The sequence below is a fragment of the Salinibaculum salinum genome, assembly GCF_037645885.1.
Lineage (GTDB): Archaea > Halobacteriota > Halobacteria > Halobacteriales > Haloarculaceae > Salinibaculum > Salinibaculum salinum.
Window position 1 is genome coordinate 36,984 of sequence record NZ_JBBENW010000020.1, and the last position, 18,709, is coordinate 55,692.

General features: G+C 61.3%; 20 protein-coding genes. 10 read left to right on the forward strand and 10 right to left on the reverse strand.

Annotated features, from left to right (window positions below; translation table 11 throughout):
* Nucleotides 1-32 precede the first annotated feature (32 nt).
* The 4 genes from WDJ60_RS15585 to WDJ60_RS15600 are packed head-to-tail and all read right to left on the reverse strand — an operon-like array spanning nucleotide 33 to nucleotide 2,503.
* Entirely contained in the window at nucleotides 33-1,115 is a 1,083-nt protein-coding gene (locus tag WDJ60_RS15585; RefSeq protein WP_340101565.1) for a glutamate--cysteine ligase, read from the reverse strand.
* A 51-nt stretch (nucleotides 1,116-1,166) separates the two neighbouring features.
* Entirely contained in the window at nucleotides 1,167-1,883 is a 717-nt protein-coding gene (locus tag WDJ60_RS15590; RefSeq protein WP_340101566.1) for an RNase P subunit p30 family protein, read from the reverse strand.
* Nucleotides 1,883-2,314: an RNA-binding protein gene (locus WDJ60_RS15595; protein ID WP_340101567.1), complete on the reverse strand. Its 432-nt coding sequence runs from the start codon at nucleotides 2,312-2,314 to the stop codon at nucleotides 1,883-1,885. The genes WDJ60_RS15590 and WDJ60_RS15595 overlap by 1 nt, the downstream gene beginning before the upstream one ends.
* Before the next feature lie 6 nt (nucleotides 2,315-2,320).
* The gene (locus WDJ60_RS15600; protein WP_340101568.1) at nucleotides 2,321-2,503 is read right to left on the reverse strand and encodes a DUF1918 domain-containing protein; all 183 of its coding nucleotides are present in this window, start codon (nucleotides 2,501-2,503) and stop codon (nucleotides 2,321-2,323) included.
* A gap of 188 nt (nucleotides 2,504-2,691) precedes the next feature.
* Between WDJ60_RS15600 and WDJ60_RS15605 the strand changes: the two genes are divergently transcribed.
* Nucleotides 2,692-3,258, forward strand: coding sequence for an NUDIX hydrolase (locus WDJ60_RS15605; protein WP_340101594.1), 567 nt, complete (start codon nucleotides 2,692-2,694; stop codon nucleotides 3,256-3,258).
* On the opposite strand, the gene WDJ60_RS15610 is transcribed toward WDJ60_RS15605, so the two are convergent.
* Nucleotides 3,259-4,680: an FAD-dependent oxidoreductase gene (locus WDJ60_RS15610; RefSeq protein WP_340101569.1), complete on the reverse strand. Its 1,422-nt coding sequence runs from the start codon at nucleotides 4,678-4,680 to the stop codon at nucleotides 3,259-3,261.
* 141 nt (nucleotides 4,681-4,821) lie between these two features.
* Here WDJ60_RS15610 and WDJ60_RS15615 point away from each other — a divergent pair, with 141 nt between their 5' ends.
* Nucleotides 4,822-5,109 (forward strand): DUF211 domain-containing protein, encoded by a 288-nt coding sequence (locus tag WDJ60_RS15615; RefSeq protein ID WP_340101570.1) that lies wholly within the window; start codon nucleotides 4,822-4,824, stop codon nucleotides 5,107-5,109.
* Complete coding sequence (locus tag WDJ60_RS15620; protein WP_340101571.1) at nucleotides 5,109-5,687, forward strand: VIT1/CCC1 transporter family protein; 579 nt, start codon at nucleotides 5,109-5,111, stop codon at nucleotides 5,685-5,687. The genes WDJ60_RS15615 and WDJ60_RS15620 overlap by 1 nt, the downstream gene beginning before the upstream one ends.
* Here the strand turns inward: WDJ60_RS15620 and WDJ60_RS15625 are convergent.
* The 4 genes from WDJ60_RS15625 to WDJ60_RS15640 form a co-directional block, all read right to left on the reverse strand.
* On the reverse strand, nucleotides 5,665-8,271 hold the full coding sequence (locus tag WDJ60_RS15625) for a cation-translocating P-type ATPase (protein ID WP_340101572.1): 2,607 nt from the start codon (nucleotides 8,269-8,271) through the stop codon (nucleotides 5,665-5,667). The genes WDJ60_RS15620 and WDJ60_RS15625 overlap by 23 nt on opposite strands.
* Nucleotides 8,272-8,341: 70 nt before the next feature.
* Complete coding sequence (locus WDJ60_RS15630) at nucleotides 8,342-9,187, reverse strand: hypothetical protein (RefSeq protein WP_340101573.1); 846 nt, start codon at nucleotides 9,185-9,187, stop codon at nucleotides 8,342-8,344.
* A 227-nt stretch (nucleotides 9,188-9,414) separates the two neighbouring features.
* Nucleotides 9,415-10,044 carry an RAD55 family ATPase gene (locus WDJ60_RS15635; RefSeq protein ID WP_340101574.1) on the reverse strand — a complete coding sequence of 210 codons (630 nt, stop codon included), beginning with the start codon at nucleotides 10,042-10,044 and terminating at the stop codon, nucleotides 9,415-9,417.
* 18 nt (nucleotides 10,045-10,062) lie between these two features.
* On the reverse strand, nucleotides 10,063-10,797 hold the full coding sequence (locus WDJ60_RS15640) for a MinD/ParA family ATP-binding protein (RefSeq protein WP_340101575.1): 735 nt from the start codon (nucleotides 10,795-10,797) through the stop codon (nucleotides 10,063-10,065).
* An 82-nt stretch (nucleotides 10,798-10,879) separates the two neighbouring features.
* Here WDJ60_RS15640 and pyrB point away from each other — a divergent pair, with 82 nt between their 5' ends.
* From pyrB to WDJ60_RS15655, 3 genes are all read left to right on the forward strand, one after another.
* Nucleotides 10,880-11,794 carry an aspartate carbamoyltransferase gene (pyrB, locus tag WDJ60_RS15645; protein ID WP_340101576.1) on the forward strand — a complete coding sequence of 305 codons (915 nt, stop codon included), beginning with the start codon at nucleotides 10,880-10,882 and terminating at the stop codon, nucleotides 11,792-11,794.
* Nucleotides 11,791-12,252: an aspartate carbamoyltransferase regulatory subunit gene (gene pyrI / locus WDJ60_RS15650; RefSeq protein ID WP_340101577.1), complete on the forward strand. Its 462-nt coding sequence runs from the start codon at nucleotides 11,791-11,793 to the stop codon at nucleotides 12,250-12,252. The genes pyrB and pyrI overlap by 4 nt, the downstream gene beginning before the upstream one ends.
* A 580-nt stretch (nucleotides 12,253-12,832) precedes the next feature.
* Nucleotides 12,833-13,039, forward strand: coding sequence for a cold-shock protein (locus WDJ60_RS15655; RefSeq protein WP_076581923.1), 207 nt, complete (start codon nucleotides 12,833-12,835; stop codon nucleotides 13,037-13,039).
* A 112-nt stretch (nucleotides 13,040-13,151) separates the two neighbouring features.
* Here WDJ60_RS15655 and WDJ60_RS15660 read toward each other — a convergent pair whose 3' ends face one another.
* Entirely contained in the window at nucleotides 13,152-14,108 is a 957-nt protein-coding gene (locus WDJ60_RS15660) for an FKBP-type peptidyl-prolyl cis-trans isomerase (RefSeq protein WP_340101580.1), read from the reverse strand.
* A 114-nt stretch (nucleotides 14,109-14,222) separates the two neighbouring features.
* On the opposite strand from WDJ60_RS15660, the gene cyaB reads away from it, so the two are divergent.
* From cyaB to WDJ60_RS15680, 4 genes are all read left to right on the forward strand, one after another.
* Nucleotides 14,223-14,768 carry a class IV adenylate cyclase gene (gene cyaB / locus WDJ60_RS15665; RefSeq protein ID WP_340101581.1) on the forward strand — a complete coding sequence of 182 codons (546 nt, stop codon included), beginning with the start codon at nucleotides 14,223-14,225 and terminating at the stop codon, nucleotides 14,766-14,768.
* Nucleotides 14,769-14,829: 61 nt separating this feature from the next.
* Entirely contained in the window at nucleotides 14,830-16,032 is a 1,203-nt protein-coding gene (locus WDJ60_RS15670; protein WP_340101582.1) for a methionine adenosyltransferase, read from the forward strand.
* A 163-nt stretch (nucleotides 16,033-16,195) separates the two neighbouring features.
* Nucleotides 16,196-17,374: a tRNA sulfurtransferase gene (locus tag WDJ60_RS15675; protein ID WP_340101583.1), complete on the forward strand. Its 1,179-nt coding sequence runs from the start codon at nucleotides 16,196-16,198 to the stop codon at nucleotides 17,372-17,374.
* A 529-nt stretch (nucleotides 17,375-17,903) separates the two neighbouring features.
* Nucleotides 17,904-18,686, forward strand: coding sequence for a helix-turn-helix transcriptional regulator (locus WDJ60_RS15680; protein ID WP_340101584.1), 783 nt, complete (start codon nucleotides 17,904-17,906; stop codon nucleotides 18,684-18,686).
* The last annotated feature ends 23 nt before the right edge of the window (nucleotides 18,687-18,709 follow it).

An 18,709-nucleotide genomic window follows, 5' to 3' on the forward strand; every position in this document is an offset into this window, starting at 1 on the left:
TGGGGTGCGTCAATACTGGTAAAAACCGTTACTCAGCGCTTTTCGAGAACGAGCGACCGGCAGAGTTCGTCAACGCCCTTTTCGTCCCGGTATCGCCGCTGTCGTGTCGCTCCACTCTGTCGGTCGTAGAGGTCGCGGAGGCCGGACACCCCCAATCGAGATGCTTCCCGGTCGACCAGTTCCCCGAGTTCGACTGTCGTCTCGAAGTCGGGGCCGAGTAGTTCGGCGTCCTGTCCGTGGCGAATCGCCCGCCACTTGTTCTCGTCGAGCAGTTCCCGACGGTGGTCGGACCCGCTCTCGCCGTCGTCGTAGCGCGCACTCAGATCCTCGACGAGCGCGTGAACGTATTCGACGAACGCGAGCACGCGGTCGGGGTCTTTCTGACCGTCTGGCGTCCGAACCTCGACGGTCCCGTGTCCAGTGTGTGGGCGCACGTCGTACCAGAGTTCGCCACGGTCGCTAATCGAATCGGTTTCGAGCATCGTTTGCTCGAACTGCGCGAAGTCCTCGTACGAATTAAACGCTGTCGGGACACCTGTGTTCGGAAGTGCCTCGAATATCTTTGCTCGTGCGGACTGTAGTCCCGTGTCGAAACCACACCAGTACGGCGAGTTCGCCGAGAGCGCGAGCATGAGCGGGAGATACCACCGCAGTTCGTTGGCAATCCAGACGGCCTTGTCGGCGTCATCGACGCCGACGTGGATGTGGAGCCCGGCAGTCGTGTTTCGGTGCTGGGGATACTGAATCCGGTCGAGTTGCGCCTGATAGCGAGGTTTCGTCGCGTGCTCGAGTTCGCGCCACCTCGCTTCAGGGTGGAGGCCGGCCGCAGCGATGTCGAAGCCGTGCCCGCGGGCGTGGTCGACGAGGGCGTTTCTGACGGCGAGGAGTCGCTCCCGAGCGTCCGAGAGTGATTCGATACGCGGCGTCTGTGTCTCGATGACGCATTTGAACAGTTCGTGGTCGAGCCTGTCTTCGAGGATTGCGGGCGGCTCGGATTCATAGACGAGTTCGTCGGTGCCAGCCGTCGGTCTGGCCCGCTCGTCGACGACGTAAAATTCCTCTTCGATACCAAGCGTCCCCATCCGGACAAAGTTCTCGGCAGCGCCGCCTTCCATCTCGCTTCTGCTTGTTCGTCCCGCGGCTAAAGTATTCTGGATGTGGGTGCGTCAGTTACTATCCGGTCCGTCACCGTCACGGAACCCTCGCCAGACACCCGGTTCGACAAAGGCGTCGGAGTGGCGGTCGCGGTTGCGTTCGGTCAGTCGCCGCCACTCTTTAAGTCCCGTCTCGATATCGTCGCCCGGAATCCCGACCTGTTCTCCGAGTGCAATGAGTTCCCGCGGACTGCGGAGGTGCAGATGACTGGTCGGGTCGGCACTGACGACGTAGGGCGTGTCGTAGTGTGTTAGCAGTTCGTGGAGTTTTGTCAGCCCACGGATCGCCTGCACGCGCGGCCCACCATCGTTTCTGAGCACGCGTCGAAAGGAGAGTTCGATTCGAACTCCGTTCTCGGCGGCCTCCCGTGCGAGGACGTGGTTGAAATCGCCATCGCCGACCATCGGATGGGTGAGTACGTCGACGGCTGGCTGTTCGACGGCAAATCGGTTCATCGTCTGAGTTCCACCGTGAACGGCGACGATCGTCTGGTCGTTGCGGTGGTTTCCAACGAACCCACTCGCACGCGAGGGAGTCTCGGCCCGCACTTCGACACCAGTGACGATGTCGATTCCGTACTCCTCGCGAATTGCGTCGGGGTCGTAGGTGGCGGGGCTGTCGCCGTGATTGCGGACGACGATACCGTCGTAGCCGTACTCGCTCGCGGTCAGCGCCAGTCGGGCGACAGTGCTGTCGCCGTCCGGGAGCGCGTGGACCGCCTCGTACATCACAGCTCCTCGATGACTTCCTGGGCGTTCTCGATGGCCGACTCGCGCTTTGCCGGGTACGCCTCGACTTTACCGCGGAGCGTGATGCCGTCGCCGAGTGCCACCTCGCCGTTGTACGCGGCCTGCTTGTCGAGCGTCAAAAAGAAGGCACAGTTCTCGTTGACTCGCTCGTCGAGTTCGTCCTGGACCCGAGCGAGTTCCTCGTCGGCGAGGTCGCCGAGACTGTCGAGAACGGTCCGCATCTGGTCTGCCTTCTCGACGCGGGCCGAGAGGACGAGGATACGGTCGCCGTGGTGCCCCTCGGATTCGACGCGCTCTATCTCGAACTCGTCGGGAAGAAACGTGCGAAGCGCGTCCTCGACCCGTTTGTCGTCCTCGGTGACGTAGCAGAACGCGCGGAGGTCGAAGTAATGAAACGGAATCGAGGACATGCTGACCTACTCCTCGGCCGCTTCGAGGTTGTCCTCTGGAACGCCCTGCTCGTTGCCGTCCTCGAAGTCGACGGTGTAGGTTGCGTCCCCGAACATCGTCTCCATCACCTGCGTGATGGTTCCCTGTTCGCCGTGGTACTCGCTATGCTCGTCGTGGAGGATGACCTCGTCGTCTTCTTCGAATGTCATACCACGCGGTACTCGATGATTCGACAAAAAGGGACTGATTCGACCCGTCGACGTCCGGCCGGTGGACCACCGCCCGACGCAGGTCGAAGACTTATATCTCCGACACCCGAATCCGGGTGCATGATTCAGCCCGCAGTTCACGCGGTCGGGTCGTCGCTGCAGGGACAGTCTTCGAGACGCTCTCGGCGATGACATCCGTCGACGACCTCTGGTATCTTGCCAACCAGGCCGACCAGCAGGCCGAGCAGACGCATCACGACCTTCAGGACCGCTACAACGATTTCCTCACGTTCGAAACGACAAAGTACGTCCCTCGGAGTCGGTTTCGAACCGTAGCCGGCCGTATCCGCGAGAATGGAGCACCCTACGGTGCCCACACGCTCGTCACTCGCCCGTCCGGTGAACTACTGCTCGTCCGCCACGACGGTGTCGATATGTGGGTCCTCCCTGGCGGGGAGACTGAATCCAGCGAGACGTTCCGACAGGGTGCTGAACGCGAACTACGGGAAGAAGCGGGTATCACCGCCGAGTACGACGGGATGGGATTGTTAGGGTCGATCCAGTTCGTCAGCGGCGACCACTCGACGTGGGGCGTCCTCCCGATCTTCGAGGCAACTATCGACGCCACCGCCGGGCAGCCGACCGTCGAGGACCCCGACGACGAGATATCCGCCGCTCGGTGGTTCGACGACCTGCCGGAGGACACGCGCGACCGCGCGCAACTGGAACGGTGGCGCGACCGACGACTCGACTGATTACGCTTCGAGCGTTCCGCGGAGGACCTTCGCGGCGACGAGAATCGGGTCCCAAACGGGGCTAAAGGGTGGGGCGTAGGCCAGGTCGAGCCGTTCGAGTTCCGCGACGGTCATGTTTGCCTCCAGCGCTGTCGAGAGCGTGTCGATGCGGATGGCTGCGCGGTCTTCGCCGACGATACTGCCACCGAGAACTTGCCCGGTTTCGCGGTCGGCCGTCAGGTGGACGGTCGTCTCCTTCGAACCGGGGTAGTACCCCGAGCGCGAACCGGCGGTGATTGTCTCCGAAACGGGGTCGAAGCCAGCCTCACGAGCGCGTTCGTGGTCTAATATCCCTGCTCGGCCACACTCCAGTTCGAATGCTTTCACGACCGCAGTGCCGGCGATGTCTCCGATTGGCTCCGGATCGCCAGCGATGGTCTGCCCGATGGCTCGTCCGGCCCGGTTTGCAGTCAGTCCCAGCGGGACCCAGTCGTAGTCGCCGGTAACCGCGTGGCGCATCTCCGCACAGTCGCCGGCAGCGAAGATTCTGTCGACGCTGGTCTGGCCGAAATCGTCGATAGCGATGGCACCGGACTCTCCCAGTATGACGCCCGTTCCGTCGACGACACCGGTGTTCGGTTCGATACCGATACCGACGAGCGCACAGTCGACCGGGGTTCGGCCGTCGTCTGCGACGACTGCGTCGATGTGGCCTGTTCCGGACAGATTCTCGACTTCCGTGCCGAGGTGGAGCGTGATGCCCTTCGCTTCGAGACGGTCGCCGACTGCCGCACCGACTGCCTCGCCGAACGGTGGCAGTACCTGTTCCGAACGCTGGAAGAGGTGGATATCGAGGTCGTGGACGTGGAACGCTTCGGCCATCTCGACGCCGACGTAGCCGCCGCCGACGATGGCGACGGTTTCGGGCGGTCGCATCTCTGCGTACTTTTCGACGAGCGATTTGTCGACGAACTCGTTGTCGATCCCGTGGTTCTCCGCTGGATCGGTGAGATAGGCCCGGATTGCGGCTGCCGAGTTCATGTGATGCAGCGTGAACGCACCGTCGAGGTCGATACCGTCGAAGGGTCCAGTGGACGCACGGGCGCCCGTTGCGATGAGGAGGTCACCGTACGTCTGTCGGACCGTCTTCCCGACCCGAGTGCTGTAAGTGACGTACTGTTCCTCAGTGTTGACACCGGTCACCTCGTACTGGCGGCGCAGGTCGATGCCACGCTCCTCGATTTCTTCGGGGGAGAGCGACAGCATGTCGGTCTGGGACTCGACTTCACCTTTGATGTAGTAGGGCATTCCACAGTGGGCGAACGAAACCCACGTGTCCTTCTCGAAGACGATAACTTCCCGATCGGGGTCTTCGCGTTTGCACTTACTCGCTGCGCTGAGGCCGGCGGCGTCACCGCCGACGACGACGAATGGGTCGGACATACACGCACAATCACGCGGCGGGCACCTAAGAGTTGAGTATGGCCTGAATACCGCGGTCGGCTGGCTCTGGGTGGACGGCTGCCACACTCCTCCATTTGCATCGTCACTAGAATTTTCACACTGCCACCCGGCAGCATACGTATGGCCCCGATTCGACGCCTCGTCATCGACGTACTGAAACCACACGAACCGCCTCTCATCGATTTCACCGACCGCATCACCGAGACGGAGGGTGTCGACGCGGCGACGGCCACACTCATCGAACTCGATCAGGAAGTCCAGAACGTCAAAATCTCGATCGAGGGCGAGGAACTCGCCTTCGATACTATCGAAGAGACCGTCGACCATCTCGGCGGGACTGTCCACTCCGTCGACGAGGTGTCCTGTGGCGACTACGTCGTCGAGGACCGGCGGACCCTACAGGACTGATGAGTCTGCTCTCAGACCTCCGGGTGCTCCTCGGCAAGGAAGAAGTCCGTGCCATCTCCCGACGGTACTTCATCTCGAACGGCTTCGACGGGACGCTCACCAGTATCGGCGTCATCGTCGGGGCGGTTCTCTCGGGCGTTCCGGACGGTCTGACCGTCGTCAAAATCGGCCTGGGCGCGGCTATCGGTCTCGGAACGTCCGCGCTCTGGAGCGTCTGGGAAATCGAGCGAGCCGAGACCAAAGCCGAGGTCCTTCGGATGGAAAAGGCGATGCTCATCGACCTCGACGACACCCAAATCGAACAGCAACACCGCGGCGAACGCGTCCTTCACGCGCTGATGAGTGGTCTCGGTCCGACTATCGGTGTTATCATCCCACTCCTCCCGTTCCTGCTCGAAGGCACGCTGCTCTCGATGACCGAGGCTGCAGCCATCGCCGTCGCGCTCGGCGTTGGCATTCTCTCCACGTTCGGCGCGTATATGGGGTCTATCTCCGGACAGCGCTGGTACGTCTCCGCCGCTCGAATGGGCGCGGCCGGGCTCGTCGTCGCTGCGCTCAATCTCGTTCTTCCGGGTTGACGGCCGGACTGGTCGACGCCGTCTGTTTGCCACTGTGTTCATCGCCGACCCGTTGTTCGACGACCCATCCGACGACGAGGAGCAACGGCGTTCCGACGAGCACGACGCCACCGAGAATGCCCCAGTCGGCCACAGTCAGCGGGACCGTCCCGAAGAAGTCCGCCAGCGGCGTGTACAGGACTGCCATATGCAAGAGGAGCGACGTGACGACGGCCACCGCGAGCCAGCGGTTCGATACAGCGGGTGTCCCGCGCGTCCAGCGCACGACGTAGAGTTTGACGAACTCGAAGACGACGAATCCGGTAAAGACCATCGTGATGGCGTACGGAGTCGCAGACGCCGCCCCGTCGAGACTGTAGACCATCACGCCGAGCATAAGCGCCGTCACGACGAAACCGGCTCCGCCGATGAACGTCAGCATCTCCCGGTCGATGATTCCTCGTGAGCGCTCTCTCGGCGCGCGCTCCATCACGTCGCCGCCGGGGTCGGCACCGAGCGCGAGTGCCGGAAGCCCGTCGGTCAGCAGATTTATCCAGAGCAGTTGCACAGCGGGGAGGATGAGATACCCCCACAGCGAGGCGAGAAAGACCAGGGCCACCTCGGCAGCGTTGGCGCTCAGCAGGTACGCGACGAACTTCCAGACGTTGTCGAAGATGGTTCGACCCCGCCGGATCGCGTTGCGGATGGTCGCGTAGTTGTCGTCCAGCAGGACGATGTCGCTGGCCTGCTGAGCTACGTCGGTACCACGCAGTCCCATCGAGATGCCCACGTCCGCCTGCTTGAGCGCCGGCGCGTCGTTGACGCCGTCGCCGGTCATCGCCACGGTGTGGTCACTCGCCTGTAACGCTCGCAGAATCCGGACTTTGTGACTCGGGTCGGCGCGAGCGAACACGTCGACTGTCTCGACGCGCTCCCGCAACGTCTCGTCGTCCATTTCCTCGACTTCGCTCCCGGTCACGACTGGTGAGGCGATGCCGACGTCCTCGGCGATTGCGCCCGCAGTCACCGCGTTGTCGCCGGTAATCATCTTCACGTCGATACCCGCACGGTGAGTGTCCGCAATCGCAGGTGGGACTTCTGCACGCGGCGGGTCGAGCAGCCCCTGCAATCCGACGAGAACCAACTCTTCCTCCGGATCGCCATCGCCCTTCTCCTTGTACGCAAACGCCAGGACGCGGAGTGCGTTCCCCGCGAACGTGTCGACTTGCTCTTCGACACGCTGGGCAACCTCGTCAGTCAACGCCACTGGTCCGTCCCCGGACAGGACGCGAGAACACCGCTCGAGGATGACCTGCGGTGCGCCCTTGACGTAGACGACATCCTCGTGTATCGTCGCCATCCGTTTGCGCTCGCTGGAGAACGAGCGCTCGTCCACGCGCGGGCGCTCGGCCCTGCGTGACTCGACATCGATCCCGTGCTCGCTCGCGGCATCGACGAGCGCTCGCTCGGTCGGGTCACCGTCGTCGCTGTCGACCGCAGCGTCGTTGCAGACGGCCCCGATCTCGAACAGTTTATCGAGTCGTTTGTCGCCGCTGTCGGTGGCCTCGAAGACTGTGTCGTACACCCACACTTGCTGGACGCGCATCTGTCCCTCGGTCAGCGTGCCGGTTTTGTCGGTACAGACCACGTCGACAGAACCCAGCCCCTCGACCGCCGGCAGCGTCCGGACGAGCGCGTTCTCATCTGCCATCTTCCGGACTCCGAGCGCGAGCGTTAGCGTCACCACTGCGGGCAGTCCCTCGGGAATCGCCGCGACGGCCAGTGAGATCGCCGTTAGTCCGGCCTGCAACAGCGACGTGCCACCGAGGAGCAAGAACGCGACGACGACTGCTGACAGGATGACGACGCCGATACCGAGACGCCGGCCCAGCGAGTCGAGATTCTCCTGGAGAGGCGTCTCGGAGTCTTCGGCACCGGCGAGTTCGACGGCAATTTCTCCCATCTCGGTTTCCATCCCCGTCTCGACGACGACGCCGGTACCACGTCCCCGCGTGACGTGCGTTCCCTTGTAGACCATGTTCGACCGCTCGGCGAGCGCAGTGCCGGCCTCGACTGGCTCCACGTCCTTTTCGACAGGGACGCTCTCACCGGTCAGCGGTGCTTCGTCGACTTCCAGACTCCCCGTTTCCAGCAGTCTGCAGTCCGCCGGGATCACGTCCCCTTCGGTGAGAACCACCACGTCACCGGGGACCAGTTCCGTCGCGTCGACGGTTGTTTCCTCACCGTCTCGCCGGACTGTTGCATCGGGCGCAGCCATGTCCCGCAGCGCATCGAGGCTCTGTTCGGCCCGGTACTCCTGAACGAATCCGAAGACCCCGTTTCCGAGCAGGATGATCGCGATGAGCACTGCGTCGACCGTCTTTCCGACGGCGAAGGAGATGGCCGCCGCGACGAGTAACACCCAGATGAGCACGCTCTTGAACTGTGCGAGAAAGACGGAGAGTGCGCTCCGCTGTTCACCAGACGTGATTTCGTTCGGCCCGTATTCGGCACGCCTGTCAGTAGCGTCTGCCGCCGAGAGACCGTCGCTATCTGTCTCCAGAGTATCCGTGACGCTGTCTGTCGACTCAGCGTGCCAGTCCATTCACTCGCTACTGACAACCGGATTACTGATAAGCGTACGCCCGGGTTGGTGGTATCCTCCGCTGGTGCAGTTACGCGTCGTCGTCCACTGCGTCGACACCGTGGCTCACGCCGTCCTGCTGGTCTGCTTGCATCCGTCGAAGTGCAGCGCGCGCCTGTGAGGCGTCGTACCCGAAGAGGACTGATTCGCCGTACTCGTCGGCGACCTCGACGGCGTGAATCAGATTGTCGATGTCCACTTCGACGGCGTAGAGTTCGAAGCTCACCGGTTCCGGTAGCCGGTCGACGAAGCCGCTGGCGATGACCTCGACCCAGTAGGTCGTCGTGTAGGCCATGTCGTACAGCGGGACGACGAACTCGTCGACGTACTCCGAGAGGGCGTCGATGTCCAGTCCGCTCCGTTCGTAGAGGTGCCCCTCGTAGGGGTCCGGATAGAGTGTGAGATAGAGGTTACCCGGGACCAGTTCACGCGCTTCGGCGACGAACTCCGTGATGACGCTGGCCCGCCACTCGTTTCGGTCCTCGAACTCGCTGTCGGCGAACCGGTCGTTACAGCGGTCACAGTGACAGTACTCGGGGCGGGCAAAGCCCACGTCGTCCAGTCGCACGTCCGGATAGTCGTCGGCGGCGTCGGCGACCATCTCCAGAATCCCCCGACGATACTCTTCGTGCGTCGGGCAGACGTAGTCCCAGTCGAAGTACGTTCGATCCCGGGTCGCGAGATCGCCGTCGGAACTGACCGACGCAACGTCGGGATTCCCCTCGACTGTGGCGTTGTCGCCGAAACAGGAAATCATGTTGATACCGTTTGTGACCGGTTCGGTAGCGCGACCGGTCACGTCTTTCATCTCGTAGAAGGCCCTGTCGAACTCGTTCCAGGAGAGCTCTGGCTCGTTTCGCGTGACGACACCGTACATGCAACCCACTAACGACTGGCGGGTACGTAAGGCGTTCGAGAGAAGGTGGTTGAGAGTGCGATTCGTTCGGTGGGTCGGGACCGTCTACTCGCTCTGCGTGACTTTGTACACGAGAACGATTGCGACCAGAGCGACGACCAGTTTGAGCTTCTTCGACATCGATTAATCCGACGTGTCGCTGGCGTATAGTTTTTCCGGGGAACGGCGAAACCCGACCACGCGCGGAGTTACGCGATATCGCGGCTGGTGTCGATAGAGACCTCCTCGACGAGGTCGAGTTTGATGATATCCGACGGCGCACGACCACCCCGGAACTTCGGAATCGCCAGTTGGTTCCTGACTTCGTCGCCGGTCGCGTCGGTCTGTAAGTCGAAGACCACATCGGCGAAGTGCTCGGTCGTATCCCGGAGTGGCGGCACCGACCGGCCGTCCAGACAGTGCAGGATAGCCAGACTGTCAGTGTTGAAGATGTGGTTCTGGAGGTCGTTCATGAAGCTCCGGAACCGTGACGGTGGCTCCTGTGATTCGAGGACGTCAAGCGGGTCGACGATGAGATTCGAGGTTTCTGGGAGTGCGCTGATGAGTTTCCCCGCGTTGTCCAGCGGTGCCTCCCCCGAGATGTGACGCACCGTCGGGTCGCCAGTCTCCGCTGGCGTGTTCTCCATGCTGACCGTCACTGCCTCGGCAGTCCGATCGAGCGAGAGCCAGAGCGTCCCCCGAGTTGCGGTGAGTTCGTAGAGAAATAGCTCGGCCTGGCTCGCGGGGTGTGCCGTCAGCGCGACCATGCTGCCTGCCGGTATCCCCCCGTCGAGCTTTCGGTCGAGCACGTCTATTCCGGTCCGCAACCGGTTTGTCATGCCAGTAACGATTACCGTCTACCTCCCGTTAAATATTCCGGCTCCATTTTTGTTTTCGATTCTGGAACCTCCAGACGAAACGCCGGTTCGGTCGATTTTCGGTCGGTTTTCACAGCGATCTTTCTCTTCTTGACGGGTATTCGAACGTATCAAATTAGCTATCGAACTGCACGCGAGCAAAAAGCTCGGGTCCGACAGAACGACGTTGGCGGAGCTATCGTCGAGACGTTCAGTCGCTGCTGTGTCAACTGGCGCCGGAACGGTGTCGGCATCGGGACCGCGAATCACTGTCGCGCTCACAGGTGCGTCCAATCGGGCAGCAATTCGGGCGGTTTTTTTGGCGTCAGACAGCGACTGAGGCGTGTCGGTCGTCACGAGTACTGTCGCGTCTGCCATTCGAAGCGGGAGCGTCGCATCTTCGCTTGCGCCCGCCGGACAGTCGACCAGTACTGGGCCGTGCCAGGCCTCGAGTCGTCTCAGCGCTGTCGCTGTCGTCTCCGCTCGCCCCGCTGGAACGACAGCTATCCCGGAATATTCAGCGGAGCGGTGCCTGCAACAGTCGAGGTGTGCACCCGCCGCGAGGTCGTCCGCGTTCGGTTCCGGCGGCACGTCAGCGAGGAGGTGCAAGTCCGGCATATCGACGTCGGCATCGACGACGAGGGGGTCAGCGCCCTGCGCTGCGAGTGCGCGAGCGATACCGAGTGTCATCGTGGTCTTTCCACAGCCGCCTTTGCCGCCGGTGATTGCGAACATGAGAGAGTGTGGTCGCCAATTCACTGATAAATGCTGGGACGGTCCGGGAGATTCAAGAGCGTCCGGGACGCTCCTTCGGGCAATGCGGCAGGACCACATTATCAGCGCGAAACACCTCGCACGAGAGGACATCGAGGCGGTCCTCGACCGGGCGAGCACGATCGCGGACGACCCTGGGGCCTACAGTCAGCGTCACGCCGGTTCCCTGCTGGGGCTCATGTTCTACGAACCGAGCACGCGAACGAAAATGAGCTTCAGCGCCGCGATGAAACGTCTCGGCGGCGACATCGTCGACATGGGGCCGGTCGAGTACTCCAGCGTCCAGAAAGGGGAGAGTCTCGCCGATACCGTTCGCGTCGTCGAGGGGTACGCCGACGCGCTCGTCCTCCGCCACCCGAGCGAGGGGTCGGCGAAGATGGCCGGCGAGTTCGTCGATATCCCGCTCATCAACGCGGGCGACGGCGCTGGCCAGCACCCCACCCAGACGCTGCTCGACCTCTTTACTATCCGCGAGAACGCCGGACTGGACGACCTGACGATCGGCATCATGGGCGATTTGAAATACGGCCGGACGGTCCACTCGCTGGCCTACGCGCTGACGAACTTCGACACGAGCCAGCACTTTATCAGCCCAGAGAGTCTCAAGCTCCCGCGAAACGTCCGCTACGACCTCCACGAGGCGGGGTCGTCCATCAAGGAACACACTGAACTCGAAGCGATTCTCCCGAGCCTCGACGTGCTCTACGTCACGCGCATCCAGAAAGAGCGATTCCCCGACGAGAACGAGTACCGCGAAGTCGCCGGCGAGTACCAGATAGACACCGACACGCTGGACGCTGCCAGCGACGACCTGACGGTGATGCACCCACTCCCCCGCGTCGACGAAATCGCCCACGACGTCGACAAGACGGACCACGCGAAGTACTTCGAGCAGGCACACAACGGTGTCCCCGTGCGGATGGCTCTGCTGGACCTGCTGCTTGGAGGTGACCAATGACTGACAAAGAAGCCCTTCGGGTGAGCAAAATCGAGAACGGGACTGTCATCGACCACGTTGCCGCCGGACAGGCGCTGAACGTCCTCGCTATCCTCGGTATCGACGGCCTTGGCGACGACGTGCTCTCTATCGGAATGAACGTTCCCTCGGACCGACTGGGTCGCAAGGACGTGGTCAAGATCGAGGGTCGCGAACTCTCACAGAGCGAACTGGACGTGCTCTCGCTGATTGCACCCGCCGCGACCATCAATATCATCCGCGATTACGACGTGGTTGATAAGAACCGTGTCGAGCGCCCCGACGAGGTCACTGGCGTCCTGCGGTGCCCGAACCACAACTGCATCACGACCGAGGACGAGCCAGTGGAATCACGGTTCGACGTACTCGACGACGGCGTCCGCTGTGAGTACTGCGACACCATCATCCGCGAAGACCTCGCTGCGCATATCCTGGTTTAAGCGATCGACTGCCGCTGCGGTCATAGGGCCGTTCACACAGTATTACTGACGACTTCGAAAAAGGGCCGCTCAAATGGGCAAGCAGAGTCACCAGTCTGTTGATTTATCCTTACATCGGTTATGAAACCGATTCCCGGTGTCCACAGCTTCACCAATCAGGTAGTCCGTCCCGAACCTTTGCTGGTCGAATGACTGGCGTCTGACACAGCTTTATGTCTCAGAACAATCAGCACCGTACCATGTACATGCAACCCTTCCGCGAGGAGCAACTGACGGTTGTTGCAGCGGTGCTTTTTATCCTCAGCGTGGGTATGGCGAGTTCTCTCTCTCTTCGAACGGTTCCCTCCTGACGCTCAATATTCTCTTGAGCGCCGCGTCCTTTGTCTATCTGTACGTAAGTAGTTGAATCGTAAGGCAGCTCAGGAAGAGCGGTCACTATACTCACTGCATTGAGTAGATAGCCAGATTTGGCTGAGAACCGATCACTAGGGCTCACTAAGGATACGAATGTAGTGTGAAGAGGCGTGGTACCTTGACCCTCAGAAGGGTTATCCGTCATCCAACCCTCTGATTGTTTGTAATGGCAAACGGTAAGGTTGACTTCTTCAACGACACTGGCGGCTACGGTTTCATTTCGACTGACGACGGCGACCTCGACGACGACGAAGACGTTTTCTTCCACATGGAGGATGTCGGCGGCGAAGACCTCACGGAAGGTACTGAGGTCGAGTTCGACATCGAGTCCTCTCCCAAGGGGCCTCGCGCGACGAACGTCGTCCGGCAGTAATACCGAGACACACCTGTCGTTCACAGCGACAGACAAAAATCTCGATTTTTCAGACAGTTACCTGACGATGCGGTAGCCGTGCCGCAAAAAATACTGCGTACCGCCGTACCGATTATTCGTCGATTTCTTCGGCGAGTTCGTCGGCGTCGATGTCAGCGTCCTCGAGTGCTTCTTCGAGGTCGACATCGCCACCGCCCATGCCGCCCATGCCGCCCATCATACCGCCCATGCCCATGCCGCCGCCGAGCTCTTCCTGCACGATGATGCGGTCGATGTCGAGCAGGTCCGTGAGCTGCTGGGCGATCTGCTGTTTGCCCATCATCCACTGCTGGTTCATCGAGAGCTGCGGCGTCGCTTCGATGTAGAGCGTCTCCTTCTCGACTTCGACGGTCTCGAACTCGGGTTCGCTCTCCTCGTCGTCTTCTTCATCGTCGTCCTCGTCCTCGACGAGTTGCTCCTCCTCGACGGTGTCGGTCTGGAACCAGACGTCCAGTTCCATGTCGAGCATCATCGAGATGATGCCCTGAGCCTTCTCCTCGCGGTCCTCGACTTCTTCGACGACTTCGTACTCGTACTCGATGTCCTCACCGGCCAGCGGGTGGTTGAAGTCGACGCGCGCGCGGCCGCCGATGATAGTCTCGATGAAACCCTGCTGCTGGTCTATCTGGACCTGTGCACCGGGGTAGCGGTCGTCCTCGGGAATCTTGTCCTTGCTGACGGTGCGGACCTGCTCGTCGTCGTACTCGCCGAAGGCCTCCTCGGCCGGAACGACGACGCTTCCGGAGTCACCAACTTCCTTGCCGATGATGTCGTCCTCGACGGATTCGAAGATGTGGCCCTGGCCGAGCACAATCGTTCGCGGGGCGAACTCCTGTCCTTCGGTGTCGACATCCTCGGCTTCGGCGACTTCTTCGTCGGTCGTGTCCACGAGGTCGCCGTCCTCGACAGTTCGCGCAGTGTAGGCGAGCTTGATGAAATCGTCCTCCTGAAGCCCGTCTACCTGCTCGTTCTCGGTCTCTTCGCTCGCAGCCTCGTCGTCGGCCTCTGTGGCCTCGGAGTCGTTGCTCATATCGTCTCTCTCTGTCGTTGCACTCTTAAGGACAACGTTTCGCCCCGGTCAGCCGCCGCGGCGTTCGAGCGACGATTCCAGCCGCTTTTGTCGAATGCCCCCGTCTCAGCGCGTATGTACGAGGTCGAACTGAAAGTCCGGGCCGACCACGACGACGTCCGCCAGCAACTCGCCGAGACCGACGCGACGCTCGTTGGGGCCGTCGAGCAGGCCGACGTGTACTACGACGCCCCAGATAGAAACTTCGCAGAGACGGACGAAGCGCTGCGCGTTCGGACAGAGCGGACCGACGAGGATACCGAGACGCGGCTCACCTACAAAGGGCCGCTCGTCGAGCAGGCCTCGAAGACCCGTGAGGAAGCAAAGACTACCGTCGGCGACAGCGACGCGCTCTCGGACATTCTGTCGGGGCTGGGGTACGAGCCCGCTGCGGAGGTCTACAAGGAACGAACGCGATTCCGGATGCGGGAGTACACTGTGACCCTTGACCGCGTTGACGGACTCGGGGAGTTCGTCGAAGTCGAGACTGAAGTCGAGAACGACATCGACACCGCACGCGAGGGGGCGCGCGACGTGATGGAGACTATCGGACTCGACCCAGACGAGCAGATTCGTACCTCGTATCTGGGCCTGTTGCTCGAAGAAAATGCCTCAGGGTAATTCTTTTGTGGGCTATGGTTACCGAAAGGTATAGACCCGGTGCTTACAAAGCGGACTGACAATGACAGAGCGGAATATCCACGTACAACAGGCCTCGGGGCGGGCCGTAGAGGACCAGAACGTCGAAATCGTCGAGCGCAAAGGCGTCGGCCATCCGGATTCTATTTGCGACGGAGTGGCAGAAACCGTGTCACAGGCGCTCGCGCAGGCGTATCTCGACCGGGTCGGCAAAGTGCTGCACTTCAACACCGACGAGACGCAACTGGTGGCGGGGTCGGCCGCACCGGCCTTCGGCGGCGGAGAGATGCTCGAACCGATCTACCTGCTCATCGTCGGTCGCGCGACCAAACGCTACGATGACCAGCGCATCCCGGCTGAGACGATAGCCCTGGACGCAGCCCGGGAGTATCTGGATACTACGTTCCCGGAACTGGATGTCGGGTCGGACATCATCGTCGACGTTCGGCTGGGCGAGGGGAGCGGCGACCTGCAGGAGGTGTTCGGCGAAGACGGTGCGGTGCCGATGGCGAACGACACGAGCTACGGTGTCGGCCACGCGCCGCTCTCGGAGACCGAGCAGATCGTCTACAACACCGAGCGCAAACTCGACACCGAGTACGGTGAGGAACATCCCGAGATAGGACAGGACATCAAGGTGATGGGGAAACGCGAGGGCGACCACATCGACGTGACTGTTGCCGTCGCGATGATTGACGGATACGTCGACAGCATGAGCGAGTACAGAGAGGCTATCGAGGGTGTCCGCGAGTACGTGAGCACACTCGCGGAATCGTACACTGACCGCGACGTGACGGTCCACGTCAATACCGCCGACGACTACGACGACGGCTCGATTTACCTGACGACGACGGGGACCAGCGCCGAGCAGGGCGACGACGGCTCTGTCGGGCGCGGGAACCGCGCGAACGGGCTCATCACGCCGAACCGACCGATGAGCATGGAGGCAACCAGTGGAAAGAACCCCGTCAACCACATCGGGAAGATATACAACCTCCTCTCGACGGAAGTCGCACAGTCAGTCGCCGAAGAAGTCGACGGCATCCGCCAGCTGCAGGTTCGACTGCTCAGCCAGATTGGCCAGCCGATCGACCAGCCCCACGTGGCCGACGCCGAGGTCGTCACCGTCGACGGTGTCACGGTTGCAGACATCGAGTCGGATATCGAGGCAGCTATCGACGATGAACTGGCGGACGTGACTGCCCTCACCAAACGCGTCATCGAAGGCGAACTCTCGACGTTCTGACCGGCGATAGCTGATACTGTCGGACAGCAGTACGTGAACGAGCGCGAGACGCCATGTCGGAACCCATCATAGATAACACAGTCTCGACGAACACCGCCTGTAAAATTCTCTGTCCGACAGTATGAACGAAGGCTGTTTATCCTCGCCTCTGCAACGACGGGGCATGTATCCTCCCGGTGCCGATACCGTTCTGGTCCGCCACGGTGAAATCGGCACGAAAAGCGAACAGGTTGGCCGGAAGATGGAGGGCCAACTCCGGGACAACATCGCGGCGATTCTCTCCGACCGCGGTTTCGACGACCGCGTCGAGCGCGAGCGAACTCGGCTCTACGTCCGAACGGACAGCGAACGAATCGAAGCAGTGACCGACGCCGTGACAGACGCCTTCGGCGTCGTCTCGGCGAGTCCCGCAGTTCGAAGGGAACCGACGGTCGATGCCATCTGTTCGTGTCTCGGCGACGCTGCACGCGCTCACTACGACGGCGGTACCTTCGCCGTTCGGGCACGTCGCGCCGGCGAATCCGAGGCCCATCCCTTCTCGAGTAAAACACTGGAAGAAGAAGGCGGGACGGCAGTCTGGCAAGCGGCCGAGAATGCCGGCGCCGACCCGACCGTCGATCTAGACGACCCGGACCTGACCTTCTACATCGAATGTCGTGCTGACGACGCGTTCGTCTTCCTCGAAAAACGGGATGGGCCGGGTGGTCTCCCCTACGGAACACAGCGGCCGGTCGTCGCGCTGATCAGCGGCGGTATCGACTCTCCCGTCGCCGCCTGGGAGATGATGCGTCGCGGCTGTCCAGTCGTGCCGCTGTACGTCGACCTCGGGGAGTACGGTGGGCCGGACCACCGCGCCCGTGCCGAGTCGACGGTCGATGCACTCGCACGCTACGCGCCCAGTGACCACCTCACATTGCGGGTCGCGCCGGGCGGGGAAGCTGTCGACGAGATTGTCGCACAGACGAAGAAACACCGGATGCTCGTTCTCCGGCGGTTCATGCTTCTCGTCGCGGAGGTGGTGGCCGAGAACGAAGGTGCAGTTGGGATTGTCACGGGGGAAGCAGTCGGGCAGAAATCGAGTCAGACGACCGCGAACCTCCGCGTAACGAGTGCAGTGACAGACTTTCCGGTTCACCGACCGCTGCTCTCGCTCGACAAACCGTCGATTACCGAACGCGCCCGAACCATCGGCACCTACGACGACGCGACGATACCCGCAGGTTGCAATCGTGTCGCACCGACATATCCCGAAACGGCGGCATCGCTCACTGAACTCCAGCGTGTCGAGCCGGATACTCTCGACTCGTTGGCTCGGTCCGTGGCAGCCGACATCGACCGCTAGAACTGCTGGGAGTTCTTGTCTCGCCAAAGAACATAACGAAGAGCGAATAGAATCTATCCCCCCTCGAACAGTTTCCATTCGTCACTTCGCTACTGGCGGGACAGCACCGGCAGCGTCGAACCACGCGCAGTGTCAGAGGCACGGGTGTGATGTGCGTGTGCCGTCCCGCCACCGTAGGCCCAGTTAGCCAACCAGGCCCGCACCAAGATTAGTGGGCATCAGATATATACCAAGCGTCCGGGAAAATCACCGCTCGCTGAGCGTCGGCTCTCTGAGCCAGACCGCCTCAACAAACGAACTCGAATACTCTAAAAATAAATCAAATAACAGATCGTGATGGATTATTCAAGTACTGAGTATTTGATACACTACTCTGTAGGCAGTCCTAAGATCGTATATGATGTGATCAATAACGAAATCCTGGATGTTAGGACAGTTTCATTAGTTGGGATGGGACCAGAGTATAACTATGTAGTAAATATGAATTAAACGGAAATATGTAAATGGGATAGGCATTAAGAATCAGGCAATGGTGATGCCTGTCTCGGAACTCGAAGAACTCGTCACGAAGCGGCGTGACTTTCTGGCTGCGCTCAGCGAGAGTCCGGCAACAAAACCAGAACTCGTCGAGCGTCTTGATACGTCACGCTCGACTGTCGACCGTGGCATCTCCGATCTGGAACATTTCGATTTCGTGTGCCGGCCAGCGGACCAGTACCAGTTGACGATGGCCGGTAGAGCAGCCTACGAGCGCCACCAGTCGTACCTCGACGACCTCCGTGATATCCAGCGAGCGAGTGATGTCATCTCTCTTTTGTCCCCAGAGGTGCCGTTCTCGTTCGGCCTGCTCGAGGATGCCGAGATACAGGTCGCCGAATCGCACGACCCACACCAGCCACTCGAACTGGCGGCGGACATCATGTCGAAGGCGATTCGCGTTCGGAAAGTCAGCCCCGCGGTGTTTCCTCTCTGTGTTCAGGCGCTCGAAGAGTGGATGGAAGACGGGAGAACGGTCGATTTAGTCGTCACCTCAGACGTACTGGAGACGCTGACGAACCGATACCGTGATGAGGTTTCCTGTCTCGAACACCCGGAACACAATCTCTACGAACTCCAGTCGACGCCACCGTACGCGCTCTGGGTTGCCGAAACTCCGGAGGGAGAGTACACGGGGCTGATGCCCACCTCAGAGACGGGTGTCGAGGGACTCGTCATCACGGACAGCGACGACGCCTGCCGCTGGGCGCTCGAACAGTACGAATCGTATCTGGAACGAGCCACAGTCGTCGAGTCGCTCGGTGAACGAACGTAACCGCCTTTTACGACGCCCGTCTC

Coding starts and splice junctions, on each gene's coding strand:
- WDJ60_RS15585 (WP_340101565.1), bottom strand. CDS start 1,115: ATGGAAGGCGGCGCTGCCGAGAACTTTGTCCGGATGGGGACGCTTGGT.
- WDJ60_RS15590 (WP_340101566.1), bottom strand. CDS start 1,883: ATGTACGAGGCGGTCCACGCGCTCCCGGACGGCGACAGCACTGTCGCC.
- WDJ60_RS15595 (WP_340101567.1), bottom strand. CDS start 2,314: ATGTCCTCGATTCCGTTTCATTACTTCGACCTCCGCGCGTTCTGCTAC.
- WDJ60_RS15600 (WP_340101568.1), bottom strand. CDS start 2,503: ATGACATTCGAAGAAGACGACGAGGTCATCCTCCACGACGAGCATAGC.
- WDJ60_RS15605 (WP_340101594.1), top strand. CDS start 2,692: ATGACATCCGTCGACGACCTCTGGTATCTTGCCAACCAGGCCGACCAG.
- WDJ60_RS15610 (WP_340101569.1), bottom strand. CDS start 4,680: ATGTCCGACCCATTCGTCGTCGTCGGCGGTGACGCCGCCGGCCTCAGC.
- WDJ60_RS15615 (WP_340101570.1), top strand. CDS start 4,822: ATGGCCCCGATTCGACGCCTCGTCATCGACGTACTGAAACCACACGAA.
- WDJ60_RS15620 (WP_340101571.1), top strand. CDS start 5,109: ATGAGTCTGCTCTCAGACCTCCGGGTGCTCCTCGGCAAGGAAGAAGTC.
- WDJ60_RS15625 (WP_340101572.1), bottom strand. CDS start 8,271: ATGGACTGGCACGCTGAGTCGACAGACAGCGTCACGGATACTCTGGAG.
- WDJ60_RS15630 (WP_340101573.1), bottom strand. CDS start 9,187: ATGTACGGTGTCGTCACGCGAAACGAGCCAGAGCTCTCCTGGAACGAG.
- WDJ60_RS15635 (WP_340101574.1), bottom strand. CDS start 10,044: ATGACAAACCGGTTGCGGACCGGAATAGACGTGCTCGACCGAAAGCTC.
- WDJ60_RS15640 (WP_340101575.1), bottom strand. CDS start 10,797: ATGTTCGCAATCACCGGCGGCAAAGGCGGCTGTGGAAAGACCACGATG.
- pyrB (WP_340101576.1), top strand. CDS start 10,880: ATGCGGCAGGACCACATTATCAGCGCGAAACACCTCGCACGAGAGGAC.
- pyrI (WP_340101577.1), top strand. CDS start 11,791: ATGACTGACAAAGAAGCCCTTCGGGTGAGCAAAATCGAGAACGGGACT.
- WDJ60_RS15655 (WP_076581923.1), top strand. CDS start 12,833: ATGGCAAACGGTAAGGTTGACTTCTTCAACGACACTGGCGGCTACGGT.
- WDJ60_RS15660 (WP_340101580.1), bottom strand. CDS start 14,108: ATGAGCAACGACTCCGAGGCCACAGAGGCCGACGACGAGGCTGCGAGC.
- cyaB (WP_340101581.1), top strand. CDS start 14,223: ATGTACGAGGTCGAACTGAAAGTCCGGGCCGACCACGACGACGTCCGC.
- WDJ60_RS15670 (WP_340101582.1), top strand. CDS start 14,830: ATGACAGAGCGGAATATCCACGTACAACAGGCCTCGGGGCGGGCCGTA.
- WDJ60_RS15675 (WP_340101583.1), top strand. CDS start 16,196: ATGTATCCTCCCGGTGCCGATACCGTTCTGGTCCGCCACGGTGAAATC.
- WDJ60_RS15680 (WP_340101584.1), top strand. CDS start 17,904: ATGGTGATGCCTGTCTCGGAACTCGAAGAACTCGTCACGAAGCGGCGT.